The 18147-nt window shown below is 73.6% G+C and carries 15 protein-coding genes and 1 pseudogene; 9 read left to right on the forward strand and 7 right to left on the reverse strand.

The genetic code is table 11. The annotated features are described in order from the left end of the window. From ABZ641_RS10385 to pdhA, 4 genes and pseudogenes are all read right to left on the reverse strand, one after another. A pseudogene (locus ABZ641_RS10385) lies at positions 1–208 on the reverse strand (hypothetical protein); the annotation flags it as partial. Between the two features lie 336 nt (positions 209–544). After that, positions 545–1906 carry a dihydrolipoamide acetyltransferase family protein gene (locus tag ABZ641_RS10390; protein ID WP_359980688.1) on the reverse strand — a complete coding sequence of 454 codons (1362 nt, stop codon included), beginning with the start codon at positions 1904–1906 and terminating at the stop codon, positions 545–547. A gap of 5 nt (positions 1907–1911) precedes the next feature. Then, complete coding sequence (locus ABZ641_RS10395) at positions 1912–2907, reverse strand: alpha-ketoacid dehydrogenase subunit beta (RefSeq protein WP_263104355.1); 996 nt, start codon at positions 2905–2907, stop codon at positions 1912–1914. After that, entirely contained in the window at positions 2907–4049 is a 1143-nt protein-coding gene (gene pdhA, locus ABZ641_RS10400) for a pyruvate dehydrogenase (acetyl-transferring) E1 component subunit alpha (protein ID WP_344623057.1), read from the reverse strand. The genes ABZ641_RS10395 and pdhA overlap by 1 nt, the downstream gene beginning before the upstream one ends. 148 nt (positions 4050–4197) lie before the next feature. Here pdhA and ABZ641_RS10405 point away from each other — a divergent pair, with 148 nt between their 5' ends. Continuing rightward, positions 4198–4662, forward strand: coding sequence for an Lrp/AsnC family transcriptional regulator (locus ABZ641_RS10405; protein WP_344623056.1), 465 nt, complete (start codon positions 4198–4200; stop codon positions 4660–4662). A gap of 62 nt (positions 4663–4724) precedes the next feature. On the opposite strand, the gene ABZ641_RS10410 is transcribed toward ABZ641_RS10405, so the two are convergent. Then, the gene (locus tag ABZ641_RS10410) at positions 4725–5309 is read right to left on the reverse strand and encodes a TetR/AcrR family transcriptional regulator (RefSeq protein WP_344623055.1); all 585 of its coding nucleotides are present in this window, start codon (positions 5307–5309) and stop codon (positions 4725–4727) included. Between the two features lie 236 nt (positions 5310–5545). On the opposite strand from ABZ641_RS10410, the gene ABZ641_RS10415 reads away from it, so the two are divergent. The 3 genes from ABZ641_RS10415 (at position 5546) to paaN (ending at position 9306) form a co-directional block, all read left to right on the forward strand. Beyond that, positions 5546–6052 (forward strand): RICIN domain-containing protein, encoded by a 507-nt coding sequence (locus ABZ641_RS10415; protein WP_344623054.1) that lies wholly within the window; start codon positions 5546–5548, stop codon positions 6050–6052. 147 nt (positions 6053–6199) lie between these two features. Next, positions 6200–7504 (forward strand): hypothetical protein, encoded by a 1305-nt coding sequence (locus ABZ641_RS10420; RefSeq protein ID WP_359980693.1) that lies wholly within the window; start codon positions 6200–6202, stop codon positions 7502–7504. Positions 7505–7605: 101 nt separating this feature from the next. Then, positions 7606–9306 carry a phenylacetic acid degradation protein PaaN gene (gene paaN / locus ABZ641_RS10425; RefSeq protein WP_344623052.1) on the forward strand — a complete coding sequence of 567 codons (1701 nt, stop codon included), beginning with the start codon at positions 7606–7608 and terminating at the stop codon, positions 9304–9306. Between the two features lie 76 nt (positions 9307–9382). Here paaN and ABZ641_RS10430 read toward each other — a convergent pair whose 3' ends face one another. Further along, entirely contained in the window at positions 9383–10600 is a 1218-nt protein-coding gene (locus ABZ641_RS10430; RefSeq protein ID WP_344623051.1) for a dolichyl-phosphate beta-glucosyltransferase, read from the reverse strand. A gap of 104 nt (positions 10601–10704) precedes the next feature. Here ABZ641_RS10430 and ABZ641_RS10435 point away from each other — a divergent pair, with 104 nt between their 5' ends. Next, on the forward strand, positions 10705–12189 hold the full coding sequence (locus ABZ641_RS10435; RefSeq protein WP_359980697.1) for an FAD-dependent monooxygenase: 1485 nt from the start codon (positions 10705–10707) through the stop codon (positions 12187–12189). A gap of 25 nt (positions 12190–12214) precedes the next feature. Here the strand turns inward: ABZ641_RS10435 and ABZ641_RS10440 are convergent, their stop codons facing one another. Next, complete coding sequence (locus ABZ641_RS10440; RefSeq protein ID WP_344623049.1) at positions 12215–12772, reverse strand: CGNR zinc finger domain-containing protein; 558 nt, start codon at positions 12770–12772, stop codon at positions 12215–12217. A 253-nt stretch (positions 12773–13025) separates the two neighbouring features. On the opposite strand from ABZ641_RS10440, the gene ABZ641_RS10445 reads away from it, so the two are divergent. The 4 genes from ABZ641_RS10445 to ABZ641_RS10460 all read left to right on the forward strand — a co-directional run bounded on the left by ABZ641_RS10445 (position 13026) and on the right by ABZ641_RS10460 (position 17927). Then, positions 13026–15119, forward strand: a complete 2094-nt coding sequence (locus ABZ641_RS10445) for a protease pro-enzyme activation domain-containing protein (protein WP_359980700.1) — start codon at positions 13026–13028, stop codon at positions 15117–15119. Between the two features lie 237 nt (positions 15120–15356). Beyond that, on the forward strand, positions 15357–16439 hold the full coding sequence (locus tag ABZ641_RS10450; protein ID WP_344623047.1) for a hypothetical protein: 1083 nt from the start codon (positions 15357–15359) through the stop codon (positions 16437–16439). A gap of 118 nt (positions 16440–16557) precedes the next feature. Beyond that, a complete protein-coding gene (locus ABZ641_RS10455; protein WP_344623046.1) occupies positions 16558–17031 on the forward strand; it encodes a VOC family protein in 474 nt (157 codons plus the stop codon). Between the two features lie 8 nt (positions 17032–17039). Then, on the forward strand, positions 17040–17927 hold the full coding sequence (locus ABZ641_RS10460; RefSeq protein WP_359980703.1) for a pyridoxamine 5'-phosphate oxidase family protein: 888 nt from the start codon (positions 17040–17042) through the stop codon (positions 17925–17927). Positions 17928–18147: the final 220 nt, after the last annotated feature.

Here is an 18147-nt window from a genome sequence, read left to right on the forward strand (position 1 = left end):
GTGCCGCGGGGGCGGGGGCCACCGGGACGGGCGCCACGGGGGCGGGGGCCACCGGGACGGGCGCCACGGGGACGGGCAGGGTGTCGGCCGTGGAGTCCGGGACGGCGGGGGTGGGGGTGGCGGTGGATTCGGCCGGGGCCAGCCCCGGAACGGCGGACGGTCCGGCGGAGCCCGAGCCTGCTCTGACCCGCAGCGGACGTGCCTTCAATGCGACATGACGAGTACCCAAGAGAATCGTTTCGCTTCCGGTCGCCCTGCAGCCACGCGGCTGGTTTCTCTCTGCTGACGCCCTCAGCAGACTGGCACGGCACGGATGCTCGTCCCACGAATCAACGGAACCCCGGACACACGACCGCGGGACGCGCTAGTCTCGCGCAACTCGCGCCCCTCGTCCCCCGGTGCGCGCCCGGGCGCCCGTGACCGGGCGCCCGCGGGACGTCGAGCGCCCTCCTGCATCCGCGCGCCGGGAACGCCGACGGGCCGGGCCCCGACAGGAGCCCGGCCCGGTGCGGGTCGGAGGCGATGCGCAGACGCCGGCGAACGGCTACAGCGTGCGCAGCAGCAGTCCCGGCTGCTCGACGCAGTCCGCGACGAAGCGCAGGAAGCCGCCGGCCGTACCGCCGTCGCAGACCCGGTGGTCGAAGGTGAACGACAGCTGGGTGACCTGCCGGACGGCGAGCTCGCCCTCGTGCACCCACGGCTTCGGCGTGATCCGGCCGACGCCGAGCATCGCCGCCTCCGGGTGGTTGAGGATCGGCGTGGAGCCGTCCACCCCGAAGACCCCGTAGTTGTTCAGGGTGAAGGTGCCGCCGGTGAGTTCGGCCGGGGTGAGCGAACCGGCCCGGGCCGACTCGGTGAGCCGGGCGAGCTCGGCGGTGAGCTTCTCGGTGCCGAGCAGGTGGGCGTCGCGGACCACCGGGACGACCAGACCGCGGTCGCTCTGCGCGGCGAAGCCGAGGTGCACCACCCGGTGCCGGAGGATCTGCGAACCGTCCGGCGAGACGCTGGAGTTCAGCTCGGGGAAGCGCTCCAGCGCGGCCGTGCAGATCCGGGCGAGCAGCGCCAGCACGCTGACCTTGGGACCGGGGGCACGGTTCAACTGGGCGCGCAGTGCCATCAGTTCGGTGGCGTCGGCGTCCACCCAGCAGGTGGCGGCCGGGATCTCCCGGTGGCTGCGGCCGAGCTTCTCGGCGATGGTGCGCCGCAGACCGCGCAGCGGGATCACCTCGGCGTCCCGGTCGGCCGGTGCCGCGACCGGCGCGGTCGCGACGGGCGCGGCCGCGGCGGTGTCCACCGCGCGCTGGACGTCCGCACGCATGATGAGGCCGTCCGGACCGCTGCCGGCCAGGGCGGCCAGGTCGATGCCGTGGTCCCGGGCCATCCGGCGGACCAGCGGCGAGATCACCGGCACCACGGCCGGGACGGCCGCCGCGACCGGTGCCGGGGCTGCCGGTGCCGGGGCGGCCGGTGCCGGGGCGGCCGGAACGGCCACCGGGACGGGAGCGGGCGCCGGGACGGACGCGGCCGCGGCGGCCCGGACCCGGGCCCGGCGGCTGCCGCGCGACTCGGCGACGCCGTAGCCGACCAGCGGGCGCTCCACCGGCTCGCCGGGGCCGCCCGCGGGCGCCGCGGCGGAGTCCGCCGCACCGGTGCCGCCGCTGCCGGAGACCGCGACGGTCACCAGCGGGGCACCGACCGGCACCTCCTCGCCGACCTCGCCGAACAGGGCGGTGACCACGCCGCCGTACGGGCAGGGCACCTCCACCACGGCCTTGGCGGTCTCCACCTCGACCACCGGCTGGTCGACGGCGATGACCTCACCGACCTCGACCATCCACCGCACGACCTCGGCCCCGGTGAGACCCTCGCCGAGGTCGGGCAGGGTGAACTCGCGGACGACGGGCATCACAGTCACTCCTCCCACTGCAGCCGGGCGACCGCGTCCAGGATCCGGTCCACCCCGGGCAGGTGGTGGTGCTCCAGCATCGGCGCCGGGTAGGGGATGTCGAAGCCGCTGACCCGCAGCACGGGGGCGGCCAGGTGGTGGAAGCACTTCTCGGTGAGCCGGGCGGCGATCTCCGCGCCCGGGCCGGCGAAGCCGGTGGCCTCGTGGACGACGACGGCGCGGCCGACCGACCGGACGACCTCGCAGGCGGTCTCCTCGTCGAAGGGGACGAGCGAGCGCAGGTCGAGCACCGCGAGGTCCCAGCCCTCGGCCTTGGCGGCCTCGGCGGCCTCCAGACAGACCGGCAGCGAGGGCCCGTAGGTGATCAGCACGGCGGAGCGGCCGGTGCGGCGCAGCACGGCCTTGCCGATCGGCTCGACGGGCGCCGCCGGGTCCCACTCGGACTTGCCCCAGTAGAGCCGCTTGGGCTCCAGGAAGACGACCGGGTCGTCGGAGGCGATGGCCTCGCGGAGCAGGCCGTAGGCGTCGTGGACGGTGGCCGGGGTGACCACGTGCAGACCGGGGGTCTGGACGTAGTACGCCTCGGAGGAGTCGCTGTGGTGCTCGACGCCGCCGATGCCGCCGCCGTAGGGGACGCGGACGGTGATCGGCAGCGGCAGCTTGCCGGCGGTGCGGTTGCGCATCTTGGCGACGTGCGAGAACAGCTGCTCCAGCGCCGGGTAGGCGAAGGCGTCGAACTGCATCTCCACGACCGGGCGCAGGCCGTACATGGCCATGCCGACCGCGGTGCCGAGGATGCCGGCCTCGGCGAGCGGGGTGTCCAGGCAGCGGTCCGGGCCGAACTCGGCGGTCAGGCCGTCGGTGATCCGGAAGACACCGCCGAGCCTGCCGACGTCCTCGCCCATGACGTGCACGGTCGGGTCGGCCTGCATGGCGTCGCGCAGGGCCGCGTTGAGCGCCTGCGCCATGGTGCTGGTGCGGGCGGAGACAACTGTCGTCATCAGTGGTGCACCTCGGCCTCGGCGGCCAGTTCGGCGGCGAGCTGGGCGGCCTGCTCGCGCAGCTGCGGCGTGGGCTCGGCGTAGACGTGGGCGAAGAGCGACATCGGGTCGAGCTGCGGGTCCTCGTGGAACTCGGCGCGCATCCGGGCGGCCAGCGCCTCGGCCTCGTCGGCGGCCTCCTGGACGAGGGTGTCGTCGAGGACGCCGAGCGGACGCAGGTGGCGCTCCATCAGCAGGATCGGGTCGTGCTCACGCCAGGCGGCGACCTCGTCGTCCGTCCGGTAGCGGGTGGCGTCGTCGGCGTTGGTGTGCGCCTCGACGCGGTAGGTGAGCGCCTCGACGAGGGTCGGGCCGCCGCCGCTGCGGGCCCGCTCGAACGCCTCGGTGAGGACGGCGTGCACGGCGGGGGCGTCGTTGCCGTCGACCAGTCGGCCCGGCATGCCGTAGCCGACCGCCTTGTGGGCCAGGGTCGGGGCGGCGGACTGCTGGGTGAGCGGGACGGAGATCGCGTAGCCGTTGTTCTGGACGAGGAACACGACCGGGGCGTTCAGCACCGCGGCGAAGTTCAGCGCCTCGTGGAAGTCGCCCTCGCTGGTGCCGCCGTCGCCGAGCATGGCGAGCGCGACGACCGGGTCGCCGGCCAGCCGGGCCGCGTGGGCGAGGCCCACCGCGTGCGGGGCCTGGGTGGCGAGCGGGGTGGAGAGCGGGGCGGTACGGGTGGCGCGCGGGTCGTAGCCGGTGTGGGCGTTGCCGCGCAGCAGGGTGAGGGCCTCCAGCGGGTCCACGCCGCGGGCGACCACGGCGAGGGTGTCGCGGTAGCTGGGGAACAGCCAGTCCTGCTCGCGCAGCGCCATCGCGGCGGCGACCTCGCAGGCCTCCTGGCCGGTGGTGGCCGGGTACACGGCGAGGCGGCCCTGCTTGGTGAGGGTGGTGGCCTGCTGGTTGTAGCGGCGGCCGACGACCAGGCGCCGGTACAGCTCGCGCAGCAGGGCCGGGTCGGTCTTCTCCAGTGCCGGGGTGCCCAGGACACGGAAGGGGGAGTCGTCCGGCAGCAGCGGGGCGGGGTCGGTCCGCGGGGCGGTGGCACCGGGCAGCCAGCCGGGTACGGCGGCTGCCTGGTGTCGGTGGTCGAGAACGGTCATCTCGGGGCACCTCCGGAGTGGTGGGGGCTCCCTACCGATTGTTCGGTTGTCTGTTCATCTTGACCAGATGTGCGACAGGGTGGTGGACAATCGGCCCGATCGGCGGTCGACTGGAGGCAGCACGTCCAATCAGGGAGGGTGGGGGGCCATGTCGGCTGAACAGACGTCCAGGCTCGACCGTGTCGACCGTGCGATCCTGCGGCTGCTGCAGCAGGACGGCCGCGCTTCGATCCGCTCGGTGGCCGAGCGGGTGCACGTCTCCCGGGCCAATGCCTACGCCCGGATCTCCAGGATGGTCGAGGAGGGCGTCATCCGCGGCTTCACCGCGCGGGTGGACCACGAGAAGTCCGGGCAGGGCGCGTCCGCCTACATCACGCTGAAGATCGTCCAGAACTCCTGGCGGACGATCCGCGAACAGTTGCTGGGGCTGCCCGGGGTCGCGCACATCGCGCTGGTCGGCGGCGAGTACGACGTGCTGATGCTGGTGCACACCGCCGACAACCGGGCCCTGCGGGAGCTGGTGCTCAACCGCATCCAGGCGATCCCGGACGTCCTGGGCACCCAGACCATGCTGGTCTTCGAGGAGAGCGACCAAGTCCCCCCGGACGCCTGAGACAGGACCCCCGAGGGGCAGCCGCCCTGGGAGGCCGGCCCAGTGGCCCCTGGGTGGGCCCTCTACCGCGCGCGGAGGCCGTCGAAGGCGAGGTGGGCGACGGCGTCGGCGACGCCGTCCGCCCCGCGGGTGCCGGGCCGGTACCACTCCACGATGGAGTTGATCATGCCGAAGAGCAGCCGGGTGGCCAGCCGGGGCTCGACGTCCGACCGCAGTTCGCCGGCGGCGACCGCGGCCCTGAGCAGTTCGGCGACCCGGTGGTCGAAGTCGCGGCGGCGCTCCAGCGCCCACTGCTCGGTGGCGGTGTTGCCGCGGACCCGCAGCAGCAGGGTCACGTAGGGGAGTTCGGAGAGGAGCACCTCGGTGGTGCGGCGCACCACGTGCTCCAGCCGGTCCACCGGCTTGCCGGTCTCGGCGGCGGGCTCCTCCAGGATGCCGAAGAGGGCGTCCAGGGCGCGCCCGACGGCCAGCCGCAGCAGTTCCTCCTTGCCGCGGACGTGGTGGTAGATCGAGGACTTGGAGATCCCGGCGGCCCGGGAGAGGTCCTCCATCGAGGTGCCGTCGTACCCGCGCTCGTTGAAGACCCGGACCGTCACGGCGAGCAGCGATTCGACGGTGTAGGCGGTACGGGGGGTGTTCTCGGCCATGGGCACGAGTATCCCCGGCGGCCGGGTGCCGCCTCCGCGCGGGGTGGCGGCGACGGCGGCCGACGGGACCGCAGGACGGGCGCCTACCCGAACGGCCGGCAGGCTGGCCTGAATTCCGGTGTTACGCCCCCACAGGGCCGCATAGGGTCCATTTCTCGGGGGGACGTAGACGAACCGGAATATCCGGAACGGGTCCTTCAGTATTTCTTTCAAACCATCACCGGAAAGGCTCTTCCATGACGAACTGGATGCGGCGCGCCGCCACCCTCTCGGCCGGTCTGGTGCTCGCCGGCGGTGCCGCCATGGCGACCGCCCCGACCGCGTCCGCGCTGGTCAGCGGCCAGCTGCACCCCGCCAGCTCGGGCAAGTGCCTCGGCGTCTACGGGATGTCGACGGACAACGGCACGGACGCCGTCCAGTGGGACTGCAACGGCAATGCCGACCAGCGCTGGAGCTACTCCGGCGTCGGCGGCGGCTACTACACCATCACCAACGCGAATTCCGGCAAGTGCCTCGGCGTCTACGGGATGGACCAGAAGAACGGCGCCGTGGCGGTCCAGTGGGACTGCAACGGCAACCCCGACCAGCAGTGGTACATCGACTCGGTCGGCAACGGCGCCGCCCACCTGATCAACCGCAACTCCGGCAAGTGCCTGGGCGTCTACGGCGGCGACACCGCGAACGGCACCATCGCCGTGCAGTGGGACTGCAACGGCAACCCCGACCAGGTCTGGTACTCCTGACGCCCCGCCCGCGGCCGGCCCGGGGCGTGCCCGCGAGGGTGCCCCGACCGGCCGGCCGCGGGCCTTCGGGGCGCTCGGGGGCTGGCGGTAGACTCCGCCGCGCCACCCGCATGCGGCGGGGTGACCGGCGACGGAGGACCGACGTCCATGAGCGCGATACCTGACACCGCGGTGCCGCGTCAGCGGCCCGCCGCCGACCCGGTGGGCGCCGATCCGGTGCCGGCCGGTGCGGAGGACCGCGGCGACCGGCGGCCCCCGCAGCCGCTGCGCGGCGCGTTCGGCTCGGCGGCGGCGCGCTTCGGACCGGCGCTCGGGCTGTTCGGCGCGGTCAAGCTGATCGGTTTCGCCGTCTTCATGATGCTGCTGGAGTCGTCCGGCAAGTTCCGCGAGCAGTCGCCGCGGTTCGGCGGCGGCGCGCACCCGTGGGACGTGGTCGGCTCCTGGGACGGCTGGTGGTACCGGCAGATCGCGGAGATCGGCTACGACCCCAAGCTGATACCGGACCCGGGCGGGTTCTTCCCCGTCCACCAGGACTCCTCGGCGTTCTTCCCGCTGTACCCGGGCCTCGTCCGGCTGGTGTCGGACGGCACCGGCCTCGGGCTGTACGGCGCGGGCATGCTCGTCTCGGTGGTCTCCTCCTTCGTGGCCGCGGCCGGCATCTACGCGGTGGCGGCGCACCTCGGCGGCAGGCGGGCCGGTGTGATCGCCGCGGCGGTCTGGGGCGCCTTCCCCGGGGCGGGCGTCGAGTGGGCGGTGTACACGGAGTCGCTGTTCGTGGCGCTGGCCTCGTGGGCCTGCTACTTCACGATCACCCGGCAGTGGTCGCAGGCCGCGCTGGTGGCCTTCGTCGCGGGGCTGAGCCGGCCGACCTCGATGACGCTGATCGCCGGTGTCGCGCTCTCCGCCGCCGTCGCGCTGTTCCGGCGCCGGGAGGAGGGCGTGGCCGGGCCGCTGACGGCGATCCTGCTGCCGCCGCTGAGCTTCTTCGGCTACATCGGCTGGGTGGGCTGGCGGATGGGGCACCTGGACGGCTACCTCACCCTGCAGCGCTACGGCTGGCTGCACTTCTTCGACTGGGGCTCGTACACGAGCACGGCCGTCTCCAACATCCTGGTCGGCGAGACCGCCTACCTCTTCCCGTACCCGACCGAGGACCTGGTCGCCGTCCTGGTGCTGTTCGCGCTGCCCTGCCTGCTGGTGCCGTTCCTGTCCCGGCGGCCGCCGCTGGTGCTGGTGGTCTACACGCTGGGGACGCTGGTGCTGGCGCTGGGCAGCCAGCAGATGTTCGGCACGCTCTCCCGCTTCGTGCTGCCGGTGTTCCCGCTGACGATCCCGGTGGCGCTCGGGCTGCGGCGGCTCAGCCTGCCGTCGCTGGCGGTGGTGCTGGGCGTGGCCGGCGTCGCGTCCGGCTGGTACGCCGGCTACGTGATCTTCGAGCTGGGCATTCCGTAACCGCGGAGGCGGCCGGGCGGCGGGCGGCCGCGCCCTCTTGTCCCGACCGATCGTTCGGTTACTCTTTGGGGTGTCCCGCCCGCCCCTGTGAGGAGCGCACCATGGCTGCTGCGACCCCCGACCCCAAGGTCGCCGACCTGATCGAACGCCACCAGGACACCCTCGACCGCGCGCTCACCGCGATGGCCGAGCGCGACTACTGGTCGCCCTACCCCGAGTTCCCCAAGGCGTACGGCGAGACCGGCGCCGAGGACGGCAAGGCGGCCTTCGACGCCCTGCTCGGCAGCGTGTTCGCGGTCGAGGGCCAGCCCACCGACGGCGACCTGGTCGGCGGCGAGACCTCCCCGTACGGCATCGAGCTCGGCGTCAGCTACCCGCACACCGAGCCCGGCGCGCTGATCGCGGCGCTGGAGGCGGCCCGCCCGGCGTGGGCGGCGGCCGGCCCGGCGGCCCGCGCGGCGGTCTGCCTGGAGATCCTGGCCCGGATCAACGCCCGCTCGCACGAGTTCGCGCACGCGGTGATGCACACCACCGGCCAGGCCTTCGGCATGGCCTTCCAGGCCGGCGGCCCGCACGCCCAGGACCGCGGCCTGGAGGCCGTCGCCTACGCCTACGCCGAGCAGACCCGGCTGCCGCAGAGCGCCGGCTGGACGAAGCCGCAGGGCAAGCGCGAGCCGCTGCAGATGGTCAAGGAGTTCACCGTGGTGCCGCGCGGCACCGCGCTGCTGATCGGCTGCAACACCTTCCCGACCTGGAACGGCTTCCCCGGCCTGTTCGCCTCGCTGGCCACCGGCAACGCGGTGCTGGTCAAGCCGCACCCGCGCGCCGTGCTGCCGCTGGCGCTGACCGTCCGGATCGCCCGCGAGGTGCTCGCCGAGGCCGGCTTCGACCCCAACACGGTGTGCCTGGCCGCCGAGCACGAGGGCGGCACCGCCGCACAGGTGCTGGCCGTCCGCCCCGAGGTCAAGGTCATCGACTACACCGGCTCGACCTCCTTCGGCGACTGGCTGGAGGACAACGCCCGCCAGGCCCTCGTCTACACCGAGAAGGCCGGCGTCAACACCGTGCTGGTCGACTCGACCGACGACTACCGGGGCATGCTGAACAACCTGGCCTTCTCGCTGTCCCTGTACAGCGGCCAGATGTGCACCACCCCGCAGAACCTGCTGATCCCGCGCACCGGCATCGCCACCGACCAGGGCGACAAGTCCTACGACGAGGTGGTCGCCGACCTCGCGGCCGCCGTCGACGGGCTGCTCTCGGACGACGCCCGCGCGGCCGCCATCCTCGGCGCGGTGGTCAACCCGGGCGTGCTGCAGCGCACCGCTCAGGCCGCCGGCGGCGAGTTCGGCGAACTCGCGCTCGCCCCGCGGCCGGTGACCTCCGCCGAGTTCCCCGGCGCGACCATCCGCACGCCCGCCCTGGTCAAGGCCGACGCCGACAAGCCGGACGACCGGGCGGCCTTCCTGGGCGAGCAGTTCGGCCCGATCTCCTTCACCGTCGCGGTGGAGAACACCGCGGCCGGCATCGAGCTGCTGCGCCGCAGCGTCCGCGAGCAGGGCGCGATGACCGTCGGCGCCTACACCACCTCCCCCGAGGTGGAGCAGGCCCTGGTCCAGGCCTGCCTGGACTCCGGCGTCTCGCTCTCGCTGAACCTCACCGGCGGGGTCTACGTCAACCAGACCGCCGCCTTCTCCGACCTGCACGGCACGGGTGCCAACCCGGCCGCCAACTCGGCCTACTGCGACGGCGCGTTCGTCGCCGGCCGGTTCCGCACGGTGGAGGTCCGCCGGCACGGCTGATCCGGCGTCCGGCACGGTCCGGCGGCCCGCTCCCGCACCGCGGGGGCGGGCCGCCGGCCTTCCCCGGCCCGCCGCCTCACCGGCGGGCCCGCCGCGGGTTGAACACCCAGACCCGCAGCAGCACGAAGCGCACCAGCGTGGCCAGCGCGTTGGCGGCGACCAGGGCGGCCAGCTCGGCGGAGTGCCCGGCGGCCGGGGCGGCCGCCCCGAGCAGGGCGATCGCCCCGCTGCTGAGCACCAGCCCGATGACGAAGGCGATCCCGCCCTCGATCTGGTGCTTGAGCGCGTCCCGACGGCCCGTCACCCCGAAGGTGAAGCGGCGGTTCGCGGCGGTGTTGAACACCGCGGTGACGGCCAGCGCCAGGAAGTTGGCGGCCAGCGCCGGCACCAGTTGACGCATCCCCAGGTAGAGCAGCACGTAGGCGAGCGTGGACACCGTGCCGACCACGGCGAAGCTCGCGAGCTGCCAGCCGAGGCCCGGCGGCAGCCGGTCCTGCCCGGGCCGCTCGGGCGGCTGCACCACGCCGGCGCCGGACAGCGAGCGGCGGGCGACCCTGGCCATGCCCCGGAGGTCGTCGAGGGCGGTGCGGACGATGTCCACCCGGCTGTCCGGGTCGTCCACCCAGTCCACCGGGACCTCGTGGATCCGCATCCCGGACCGCTCGGCGAGCAGCAGCAGCTCGGTGTCGAAGAACCAGGCGTTGTCCTCGACCTCGCCCAGCAGCTGCTTCACCACCGCGGTGCGGCCCGCCTTGAAGCCGCACTGGGCGTCGGAGAACTTGGCCGCCATGGTCGCCCGCAGCAGCAGGTTGTAGGTGCGGGAGATGAACTCCCGCTTGGGCCCGCGCACGACCGCCGAGCCGCGGTGCAGCCGGCTGCCGATGGCGAGGTCGCTGTGGCCGGAGAGCAGCGGCGCCACCAGCGGCAGGAAGGCCTCCAGACCGGTGGAGAGGTCGACGTCCATGTAGGCGACGACGTCGGCGTCGCTGTCGCCCCAGACCTGCCGCAGCGCGCGGCCGCGGCCCTTGAGGTCCAGGTGGACGGCGGTGACCTGGGGGATCTCCTCGGCGAGGGCGGTCGCGACCTGCCAGGTGCCGTCGGTGGAGGCGTTGTCGGCGACGGTGATCCGGTAGGGGTAGGGGAAGGTCTCGGAGAGGTAGGCGTGCAGCCGCCGGACACACCGCTCCAGGGTGTGCTCCTCGTTGTAGACCGGGACGACCACCTCGACCAGGCTCGTCCGTACCGTGCCACCGCCCGGAGGGGTGTCGGCCAGGATCGTTGCGGGCTCTGTCATGCCAAAGAGGCTCACAGCGGCTGATGGGCCCGGGATGATGGGAGGGTGAGAGCGGACTGAGAACCGCGCAGCCCGCTCGCCGTACCACCAACGGGAGATGACACATGGCTGACAGGCAGCTCGACTCCGATGTCGTGGTCGTCGGCGCAGGCCCCACCGGCCTGCTGCTGGCCGGCGACCTGGCGGCGGCGGGGGTCCGGGTGACGGTGTTGGAGAAGCGCGGCGCCGAGTCCAACCTGACCCGGGCGTTCGCGGTGCACGCCCGGACCCTGGAGCAGTTGGACGCCAGAGGGCTGGCCGACGACCTGATCGCGACCGGGACACCGCTGTCCTCGCTGCGGCTGTTCGGCAAGGTCCGGGTGGAGCTCGGCGACCTGCCGACCCGCTTCCCCTTCGTGCTGATCACCCCGCAGTCGAACACCGAGCGGCTGCTGCAGGAGCGGGCGCTGAAGGCCGGCGCGGTGATCCGCCGGGGCGCCGAGGTGGTGGGGCTGCGGCAGGACGCCGCCGGGGTGCGCCTGGACGTCCGCGAGGACGGCGGCACCGCCTCGTACCGGGCCGCCTACGCGGTCGGCACGGACGGCGTGCACAGCACCGTCCGCGACCTGCTGGGCCTGCCCTTCCCGGGCACCTCGGTGGTGGACTCGGTGATGCTCGCGGACGCCCGGCTGGAGAAGGCGCCGGAGGAGGTCCTCACGGTCGGCGCGAACGAGGCGGGCTTCGCCTTCGTCGCGCCGTTCGGCGACGGCTGGTACCGGGTGATCGCCTGGGACCGGCACCGCAGCCTGCCGGACGCCGCCCCGGTGGACCCGGCCGAGCTCACCGGGCTGCTGCGCGCGGTGCTGGGCACCGACCACGGACTCCACGACGTCCGCTGGTCCTCCCGCTTCCACAGCGACGAGCGGCAGGTGCCGACCTACCGCTCCGGCCGGGTCTTCCTCGCCGGCGACGCGGCGCACTGCCACTCGCCGGCCGGCGGCCAGGGCATGAACACCGGTCTCCAGGACGCCGCCAACCTGGGCTGGAAGCTCGTCGGCGCGGTGCAGGGCTGGGCGCCGGACGCCCTGCTCGACACCTACCAGAGCGAGCGCCACCCGGTCGGGAAGGCCGTGCTGCGCAGCTCGGGCGCGCTGATCCGGGTGGCGCTGGCGCAGTCCCTGCCGGCCCGGGTGGCGGGCGGGGTGCTGACCGCGGCGGCGGACCGGCTCGGCCCGCTCACCCGGTTCGGCGCGCGGGCGGTCTCCGGCCTCGCGGTGGCGTACCCGCCGGCCGGGGAGGCGCACCCGCTGGTCGGCCGGCGCATCCCCGACCTGCGGCTGGCGGTGGACGAGCCCGGGGGCGCGCCGCGGCTGTACGAGGCGCTGCGCGGCGGCCGCGCGGTGCTGGTCTCCAACGACGAGCAGCCGTACACCGACCAGTGGGCCGGCCGGGTGGTGACGGCGGCCCCCGCCGACCCGCACGGCAAGCTGCGCGACACCGTCCTGCTGGTCCGCCCGGACGGCTACGCGGCCTGGGCCGCGGTCGACCCCACCCGCACCGAGGTCCGCGCCGCCCTCACCGCACTGCTCGGCCGTCCCACCCAGCCGTAGGGAGTCGTTCCCGGACGGGAGTCCCTCAGAGCGTGCCCGTGCGCCCGCCGGCCGTCCGCTCGTAATGGCGGGCGGCTTTCGAGCGGTTCCCGCAGAGCGCCATCGAGCACCACCGCCGGCGCCCGTTCTGCGATGTGTCGAAGAAGTGCAGAATGCACGCCGGGTGTGCGCACTGCTTGATGCGGTGCGCGCCCCGGCGCAGCAGCGAGAGGTAGTCGTCGGCGGCGAGCCAGGCGGCGAGCTGCTGCGGCGGGTCGGCCTCGGCGGCCTCGGCGGGGCCGTCCGGGCCGAGGCTGTGCCGGAGTCTGCCGTGCGCGAGGACGGCGTTCAGTGCGGCGGCGCCCTCGGCCGAGCCGGGGTCGGCCACGAGCAGGTCGAGGGCGCTGCGGGCGGCCTTCACCGCGGTCAGCGAGGTCTCGTCGGCGGGGCAGCGGTCGGCGAGGCCGGCCGAGGAGAGCCAGATGCGGTAGCCGTCGAGGTCGGTCAGGAGGTCCTGCTGCCCGGCGTCGCGCCAGCGGGTGTTCAGCAGATCGAGGGCGAGCGGTTCGCCGATCAGCGGTCGCGGGTCGCGGGGGTCAGCCATGCCGCCGAGTGTAGTGCGGCGCCGCCGGACGCCATTCACTGTATGAATTCACATCCATTCTGTTGATGGATCCGAATTCCACACTTGACTGTTTTTTAGCAAGCGATTGCTGCCGCATGGGCCCATTCCTGGGTGCTTTCTGGGAACTTCGTGCAAGCGTTTTCGAACCCGGAACGCCCCACACCTTCCGGAGGACCCCGTGCGACCCCGCTCGCTCGCTCTTTCCGCGGCCATAGCCGTCCTGCCCCTGACCGTGGTTTCGCTGGGCGTCTCCACCGCCCAGGCCGCGCCGACCCCGCAGGCCACCTCCCGGGTGGCCCTGCCGAACACCGTGACCCCGGCGGTGGCCCGCTCGCAGAAGCAGGGCGACCTGCCCGCCGACCGGACGATGTCCGTCTCGGTGAACCTGAAGCTGCGCAACACCGCCGACCTCGACCGCTTCCTGAAGGCGGTCAGCACGCCCGGCACCCCGGAGTACGGCCGCTACCTGACGCCGGCGCAGTTCACCGCGCTGTACGGCCCGACCGAGGCGGACGTGGCGAAGGTCCGCGCCTACCTCACCGGCCAGGGCCTGACGGTCGACTCGGTGAGCGCCAACCGCCAGGTGGTGAACGTCCGCGGCACCGCGGCGCAGGTCGCGAAGGCCTTCGGCACCCACGAGAGCTCGTACAGCGACCCGCAGCAGGGCGGGCGCACCTTCTTCGCCAACGACGCGGCGGCCAGCGTGCCGGCCGAGCTGGCCGGCACGGTCGAGGGTGTCTCCGGCCTCGACAACCACACCGTGCGCACCTCACGCGCCGTCAAGCCGAAGGCGGCCGCCCCCCACGCGACGCCGAGCGGCTTCGGTCCGGCGCAGTACGACGGCGCCTACCGGCTCGACAAGGTCGGCGCGGACGGCACCGGCACGACCGTCGCCCTCTGGGAGTTCGACGGCTACAGCTCCACCAACCTGCGCACCTACGACAGCCAGTACGGCCTGACCGGCCCGGCGGTCTCCACCGTCTCGGTGGACGGCGCCAACTACGACGCCAAGCCGGGCGACGGCCAGGGCGAGGTCGAGCTGGACAGCGAGATCGTCCGCGGTGTCGCCCCGAAGGCCACCCAGCTGGTCTACGAGGCCCCCAACAGCGACCAGGGCGAGATCGACATGGCCGCCCAGATCGTCTCGGAGAACCGGGTCTCGGTCATCTCGATCTCCTGGGGCTCCTGCGAGCCGGACACCACCGCGTCCTCGATGACCGCGGTGAACAACTCCTTCAAGCAGGCCGCCGCCCAGGGCATCTCGATCTTCTCGGCCTCCGGCGACGACGGCTCCCGCGACTGCACCCGCTCGACCAGCGGCTCCACCGTGAAGGCGGTCGACTTCCCGGCGTCCAGCCCGTACAACACCGGCGTCGGCGGCACCAACCTCAAGGTGAGCGGCAACGCGTACTCCTCGGAGAGCGCCTGGAGCACCGCGGGCGGCGGCGTCTCCACCCAGTTCGCCAAGCCGAGCTGGCAGACCGGCACCGGCGTCACCGGCACCATGCGCACCGTGCCGGACATCGCCTCCAACGCCGACCCGGCGAGCGGCTTCGCGATCTACACCACGGGCGGCTGGCAGGTCTACGGCGGCACCTCCGCCGCGGCCCCGCTGTGGTCCGGCTACACCGCGCTGTTCAACCAGAAGGCCAAGGCGGCCGGCCAGGCCGTGCTCGGCGAGGCCAACCCGAAGCTCTACTCGCTGGCCAACTCCAGCAGCTACGGCACCGTGCTGCACGACGTCACCACCGGCAAGAACCAGGACTTCTCCACCAAGACCGGCTACGACCAGGTCACCGGCTGGGGCACCCCGGTCGCCGACTCGCTGACCACCGCCCTGCTCGGCGGCACCACCCCGCCGCCCACCGGCGGCTGCACCTCCGCCCAGCTGCTCGGCAACGCCGGCTTCGAGACCGGCACCGCCGCGCCGTGGACGGCCTCCTCCGGCGTCGTCGACAACAGCGCCTCCGAGGCCGCGCACGGCGGCTCCTGGAAGGCGTGGATGGACGGCTACGGCTCCGCCCACACCGACTCGGTCTCGCAGACCGTGTCGATCCCGGCCGGCTGCAAGGCGACCTTCACCTTCTGGCTGCACGTGGACACCGCCGAGACCGGCAGCACCGCCTACGACAAGCTGACCGTCGCGGCTGGCTCGACCACCCTGGCCACCTACTCGAACGCGAACGCCGCGAGCGGCTACGTGCAGAAGTCCTTCGACCTGTCGGCCTTCGCCGGGCAGACCGTGACGCTGAAGTTCACCGGCACCGAGGACTCCTCGCTGCAGACCAGCTTCGTCGTGGACGACGCCGCGCTCACCGTCTCCTGACACCTCCATCGCCCCGGCCGGCGCGGACCTCTCCCGGTCCGCGCCGGCCGCACTGTTGCGGCTGTGTTTCTATCCGCCGTGAACTGGGACTTTCTTGTCGTGACCACTGTCATATGTCCGAGTTGATGACGTAACCTCTCGACGGTGCGTAGGGTGTGCCCCCAGCTCGGTGTGGCAGCCCGATCACGGAACGCTGGGCCGACGCCGCCGAACTCGCCTGGTGGGGGAGGTATCCGGATGAGTTCTCAGCAGCCGCAGCACGCGGGTCGGCTCAGGCTGGTCGGTGAGCGCGACGCGGGGCCGGCGTACGGCCGGCCGCGACCGAACGGCGACCGGGCCGCAGCGCCCCCGCCCGCCCGCACGCCCGGGCAGCCCCCCGCACCGGCCCAGGTCCCGCCCCAGCCCGCGCCGCAGGCGCCCGCCGCCGGCGCGCTCGGCTTCGCCGAGGTGCTGAACGCGGCGATCGAGGCCAGCGGGCTCAGCCTCGACCGGATCCGCGCCGCCCTCGCCCACCAGGGCGTCAGGATCAGCGTCACCACCCTCAGTTACTGGCGGCGCGGCCGCAGCCAGCCCGAACGGGCCGCCTCGCTGCGCGCCGTCCACCTGCTGGAGGAGCTGCTGGCGCTGCGCCGCGGCACCCTCTCCTCGCTGCTCGGACCGCCCCGCCCGCGCGGCCGCTGGATCGCCCCGACCACCCACGACGCCCTGCGGGTGGAGCAGGTCTGGCCGGGCGAGCAGGAGATCGCCGAGGTCTTCGAGGAGCTGGACGCCCCGCCCACCGGCGACCTGGAGCGGCTCTCGATCCACGACTCGTACTTCGTGAACGCCAACCGCCGCGGTCACCTGCTGAGGATGCGCCAGGTCGTGCGGGCCACCGTCGGCGGGGTCGCCCGCTGCGTGGTGGTGCACAAGGCGGACGAGGGCGCCCCGGGCTGCCCCGAGATCACCTCCGTCCGGCACGCCCGGCTCGGCCGGGTCCGCCGCCGGCCGGAGAGCGGCCTGCTCGTCGCCGAGCTGCTGCTGGACCGCCCGCTGGCGCTGGGCGACTCCACCGTCTTCGAGTACGAGGTGGACATCCCCGACACCGGGCCGACCACCGACTACGGCCGCTTCTTCGCCGTGCCGGTCCGGGAGTACGTACTGCAGGTGCACTTCGACCCGGCCGCGGTGCCCGCGCACTGCGAGCGCTTCGAGCGCGAGCCGTGCGCCGAGGTGGACCGCAAGCGCGAGCAGCTGTGGATCGGCGCCTCGGCCAGCGCCCACGTGCTGGCCCCGGACCAGCCCCCGGGCCAGGTCGGCATCCGCTGGCAGTGGGAGTAGCCGGATCATCTAACCATTACACGACCCCATACCGGTTTGCGCCCCGATCTTCTAACCCGTACTGTCCGAGGTACCGGTTAGACGACCGGGCCGTCCCCTCTTCCGGGAGTGATGCGTCGTGTCCACCGCCGCCCTTGCCCCACGCACCCTGCAGACCGGCCACGTCGGGCTGAACGTCACCGACCTGACCCGCTCGGTCGCCTTCTACCGGCGCCTGCTCGGCCTCGACGTGGCCGCCGCGAGCGACGAGCCCGGCCGCCGCCACGCCCTGCTCGGCCGCGACGGCACCCTGGTGCTCACCCTCTGGGAGCAGAGCACCGGCAGCTTCGCCCCCGGCGCCCCCGGGCTGCACCACCTCTCCTTCCGGGTGGACTCGGTCGAGGAGGTCCGGGCCGCCGAGGCCGTCCTCAAGGAGCTCGGCGCCGACTTCGCCCACGAGGGGGTCGTCCCGCACCGCGAGGGCGCCGACTCGGGCGGCGTCTTCTTCACCGACCCGGACGGCATCCGGCTGGAGATCTTCACCCCCGCCGGGGTGGCCGAGACCGGGGCCACCGCACCCGATGCCACCGCCCCCACCTGCGGATTCTTCTAGGAGCCGGGATGTGGCACGCGGGCGAGCGCGCCGTCCAGCGGCGCACCGGGCAGCAGGAGCGGGCCGAGCACACCGGCCGGTCGATCGGGCGCACGATCCCACCGGTCGCGGCCCGTTTCCTCACCGAGCGGCGGACGATCGTGGTCGGCGCCGCCGACCAGGCCGGGCGGATCTGGGCCACCCAGCTCGCCGGTCCGCCCGGCTTCGTCCGCGCCGACGGCGACCACGCCGTGCTGGTGGCCGCCCGTCCGGCCCCCGGCGACCCGCTCGCCGAGGTGCTGGCCGGGCCGGCCGAGGTCGGCACCATCGCGCTGGACGCGGCCGGACGGCGCCGGATGCGACTCAACGGCCGCTCCGAGCCGGACGGCCCGGACGGCCTGCGGATCACCGCCGAGCAGGTGTACGCCAACTGCCCCAAGTACATCCAGCGGCGCAGCCCGCGCGAGCTGCCGGCCGCCGAGCCCACCGCCACCGCGGGCGACCGGCTGACGCTGCCCCGGCAGCTCGCCGTCGCCGCCGCCGACACCTTCTTCCTGGCCACCGCAGGCCCGGACGGCCGGGTGGACGCCTCGCACCGCGGCGGCTTCCCCGGCTTCGTCGAGGTGCTGGGGCCGAACCGGCTGCGCTGGGCGGAGTACGCGGGCAACAGCATGTTCATGAGCCTCGGGAACCTGGAGCTCGACCCGGCGGCCGGCCTGCTGCTGCCCGACTGGGACACCGGCGACGCCCTGCTGCTCACCGGCCGCGCCGAGGTCGACTGGTCCGACCCGTCCGCCCCGGTCGTCGACTACACCGTCCTCCGCACGGTCGACCTGACCCATGCCGTACCGCTCACCTGGACGGCCCCCGAGTTCTCCCCGGCCCTCCCCCACCCGATCTCCCGCCCGGTCCGCTGACCGGCCGTCGGCGTCCCCTCCGCTTCACCGACTTGTCATATTTTGTTACCTATCAGGTGATATTCCGTCGGCTGACGGTGGAACACATCCCCTTCCTGAATCCGGAGAAAGGGACCCACCGTGCTGATGGAGTTCACCGAGGTCGAGCCGGACGGCGGCTGCGGCTGCCCCGGCTGCGGCGCCCGAAGCCTCGCGCGGCTGCACGCCGCCCGCACCCCGG

Source organism: Kitasatospora sp. NPDC007106, from assembly GCF_040634455.1.
GTDB lineage: Bacteria > Actinomycetota > Actinomycetes > Streptomycetales > Streptomycetaceae > Kitasatospora > Kitasatospora arboriphila.

What these genes read in the sequence shown, in the direction of transcription:
- ABZ641_RS10415 (WP_344623054.1), top strand. Translation starts at nt 5,546, where the DNA reads ATGACGAACTGGATGCGGCGCGCCGCCACCCTCTCGGCCGGTCTGGTG.
- ABZ641_RS10395 (WP_263104355.1), bottom strand. Translation starts at nt 2,907, where the DNA reads ATGACGACAGTTGTCTCCGCCCGCACCAGCACCATGGCGCAGGCGCTC.
- ABZ641_RS10460 (WP_359980703.1), top strand. Translation starts at nt 17,040, where the DNA reads ATGTGGCACGCGGGCGAGCGCGCCGTCCAGCGGCGCACCGGGCAGCAG.
- paaN (WP_344623052.1), top strand. Translation starts at nt 7,606, where the DNA reads ATGGCTGCTGCGACCCCCGACCCCAAGGTCGCCGACCTGATCGAACGC.
- ABZ641_RS10390 (WP_359980688.1), bottom strand. Translation starts at nt 1,906, where the DNA reads ATGCCCGTCGTCCGCGAGTTCACCCTGCCCGACCTCGGCGAGGGTCTC.
- ABZ641_RS10450 (WP_344623047.1), top strand. Translation starts at nt 15,357, where the DNA reads ATGAGTTCTCAGCAGCCGCAGCACGCGGGTCGGCTCAGGCTGGTCGGT.
- ABZ641_RS10440 (WP_344623049.1), bottom strand. Translation starts at nt 12,772, where the DNA reads ATGGCTGACCCCCGCGACCCGCGACCGCTGATCGGCGAACCGCTCGCC.
- ABZ641_RS10405 (WP_344623056.1), top strand. Translation starts at nt 4,198, where the DNA reads ATGTCGGCTGAACAGACGTCCAGGCTCGACCGTGTCGACCGTGCGATC.
- ABZ641_RS10430 (WP_344623051.1), bottom strand. Translation starts at nt 10,600, where the DNA reads ATGACAGAGCCCGCAACGATCCTGGCCGACACCCCTCCGGGCGGTGGC.
- ABZ641_RS10410 (WP_344623055.1), bottom strand. Translation starts at nt 5,309, where the DNA reads ATGGCCGAGAACACCCCCCGTACCGCCTACACCGTCGAATCGCTGCTC.
- pdhA (WP_344623057.1), bottom strand. Translation starts at nt 4,049, where the DNA reads ATGACCGTTCTCGACCACCGACACCAGGCAGCCGCCGTACCCGGCTGG.
- ABZ641_RS10435 (WP_359980697.1), top strand. Translation starts at nt 10,705, where the DNA reads ATGGCTGACAGGCAGCTCGACTCCGATGTCGTGGTCGTCGGCGCAGGC.
- ABZ641_RS10420 (WP_359980693.1), top strand. Translation starts at nt 6,200, where the DNA reads ATGAGCGCGATACCTGACACCGCGGTGCCGCGTCAGCGGCCCGCCGCC.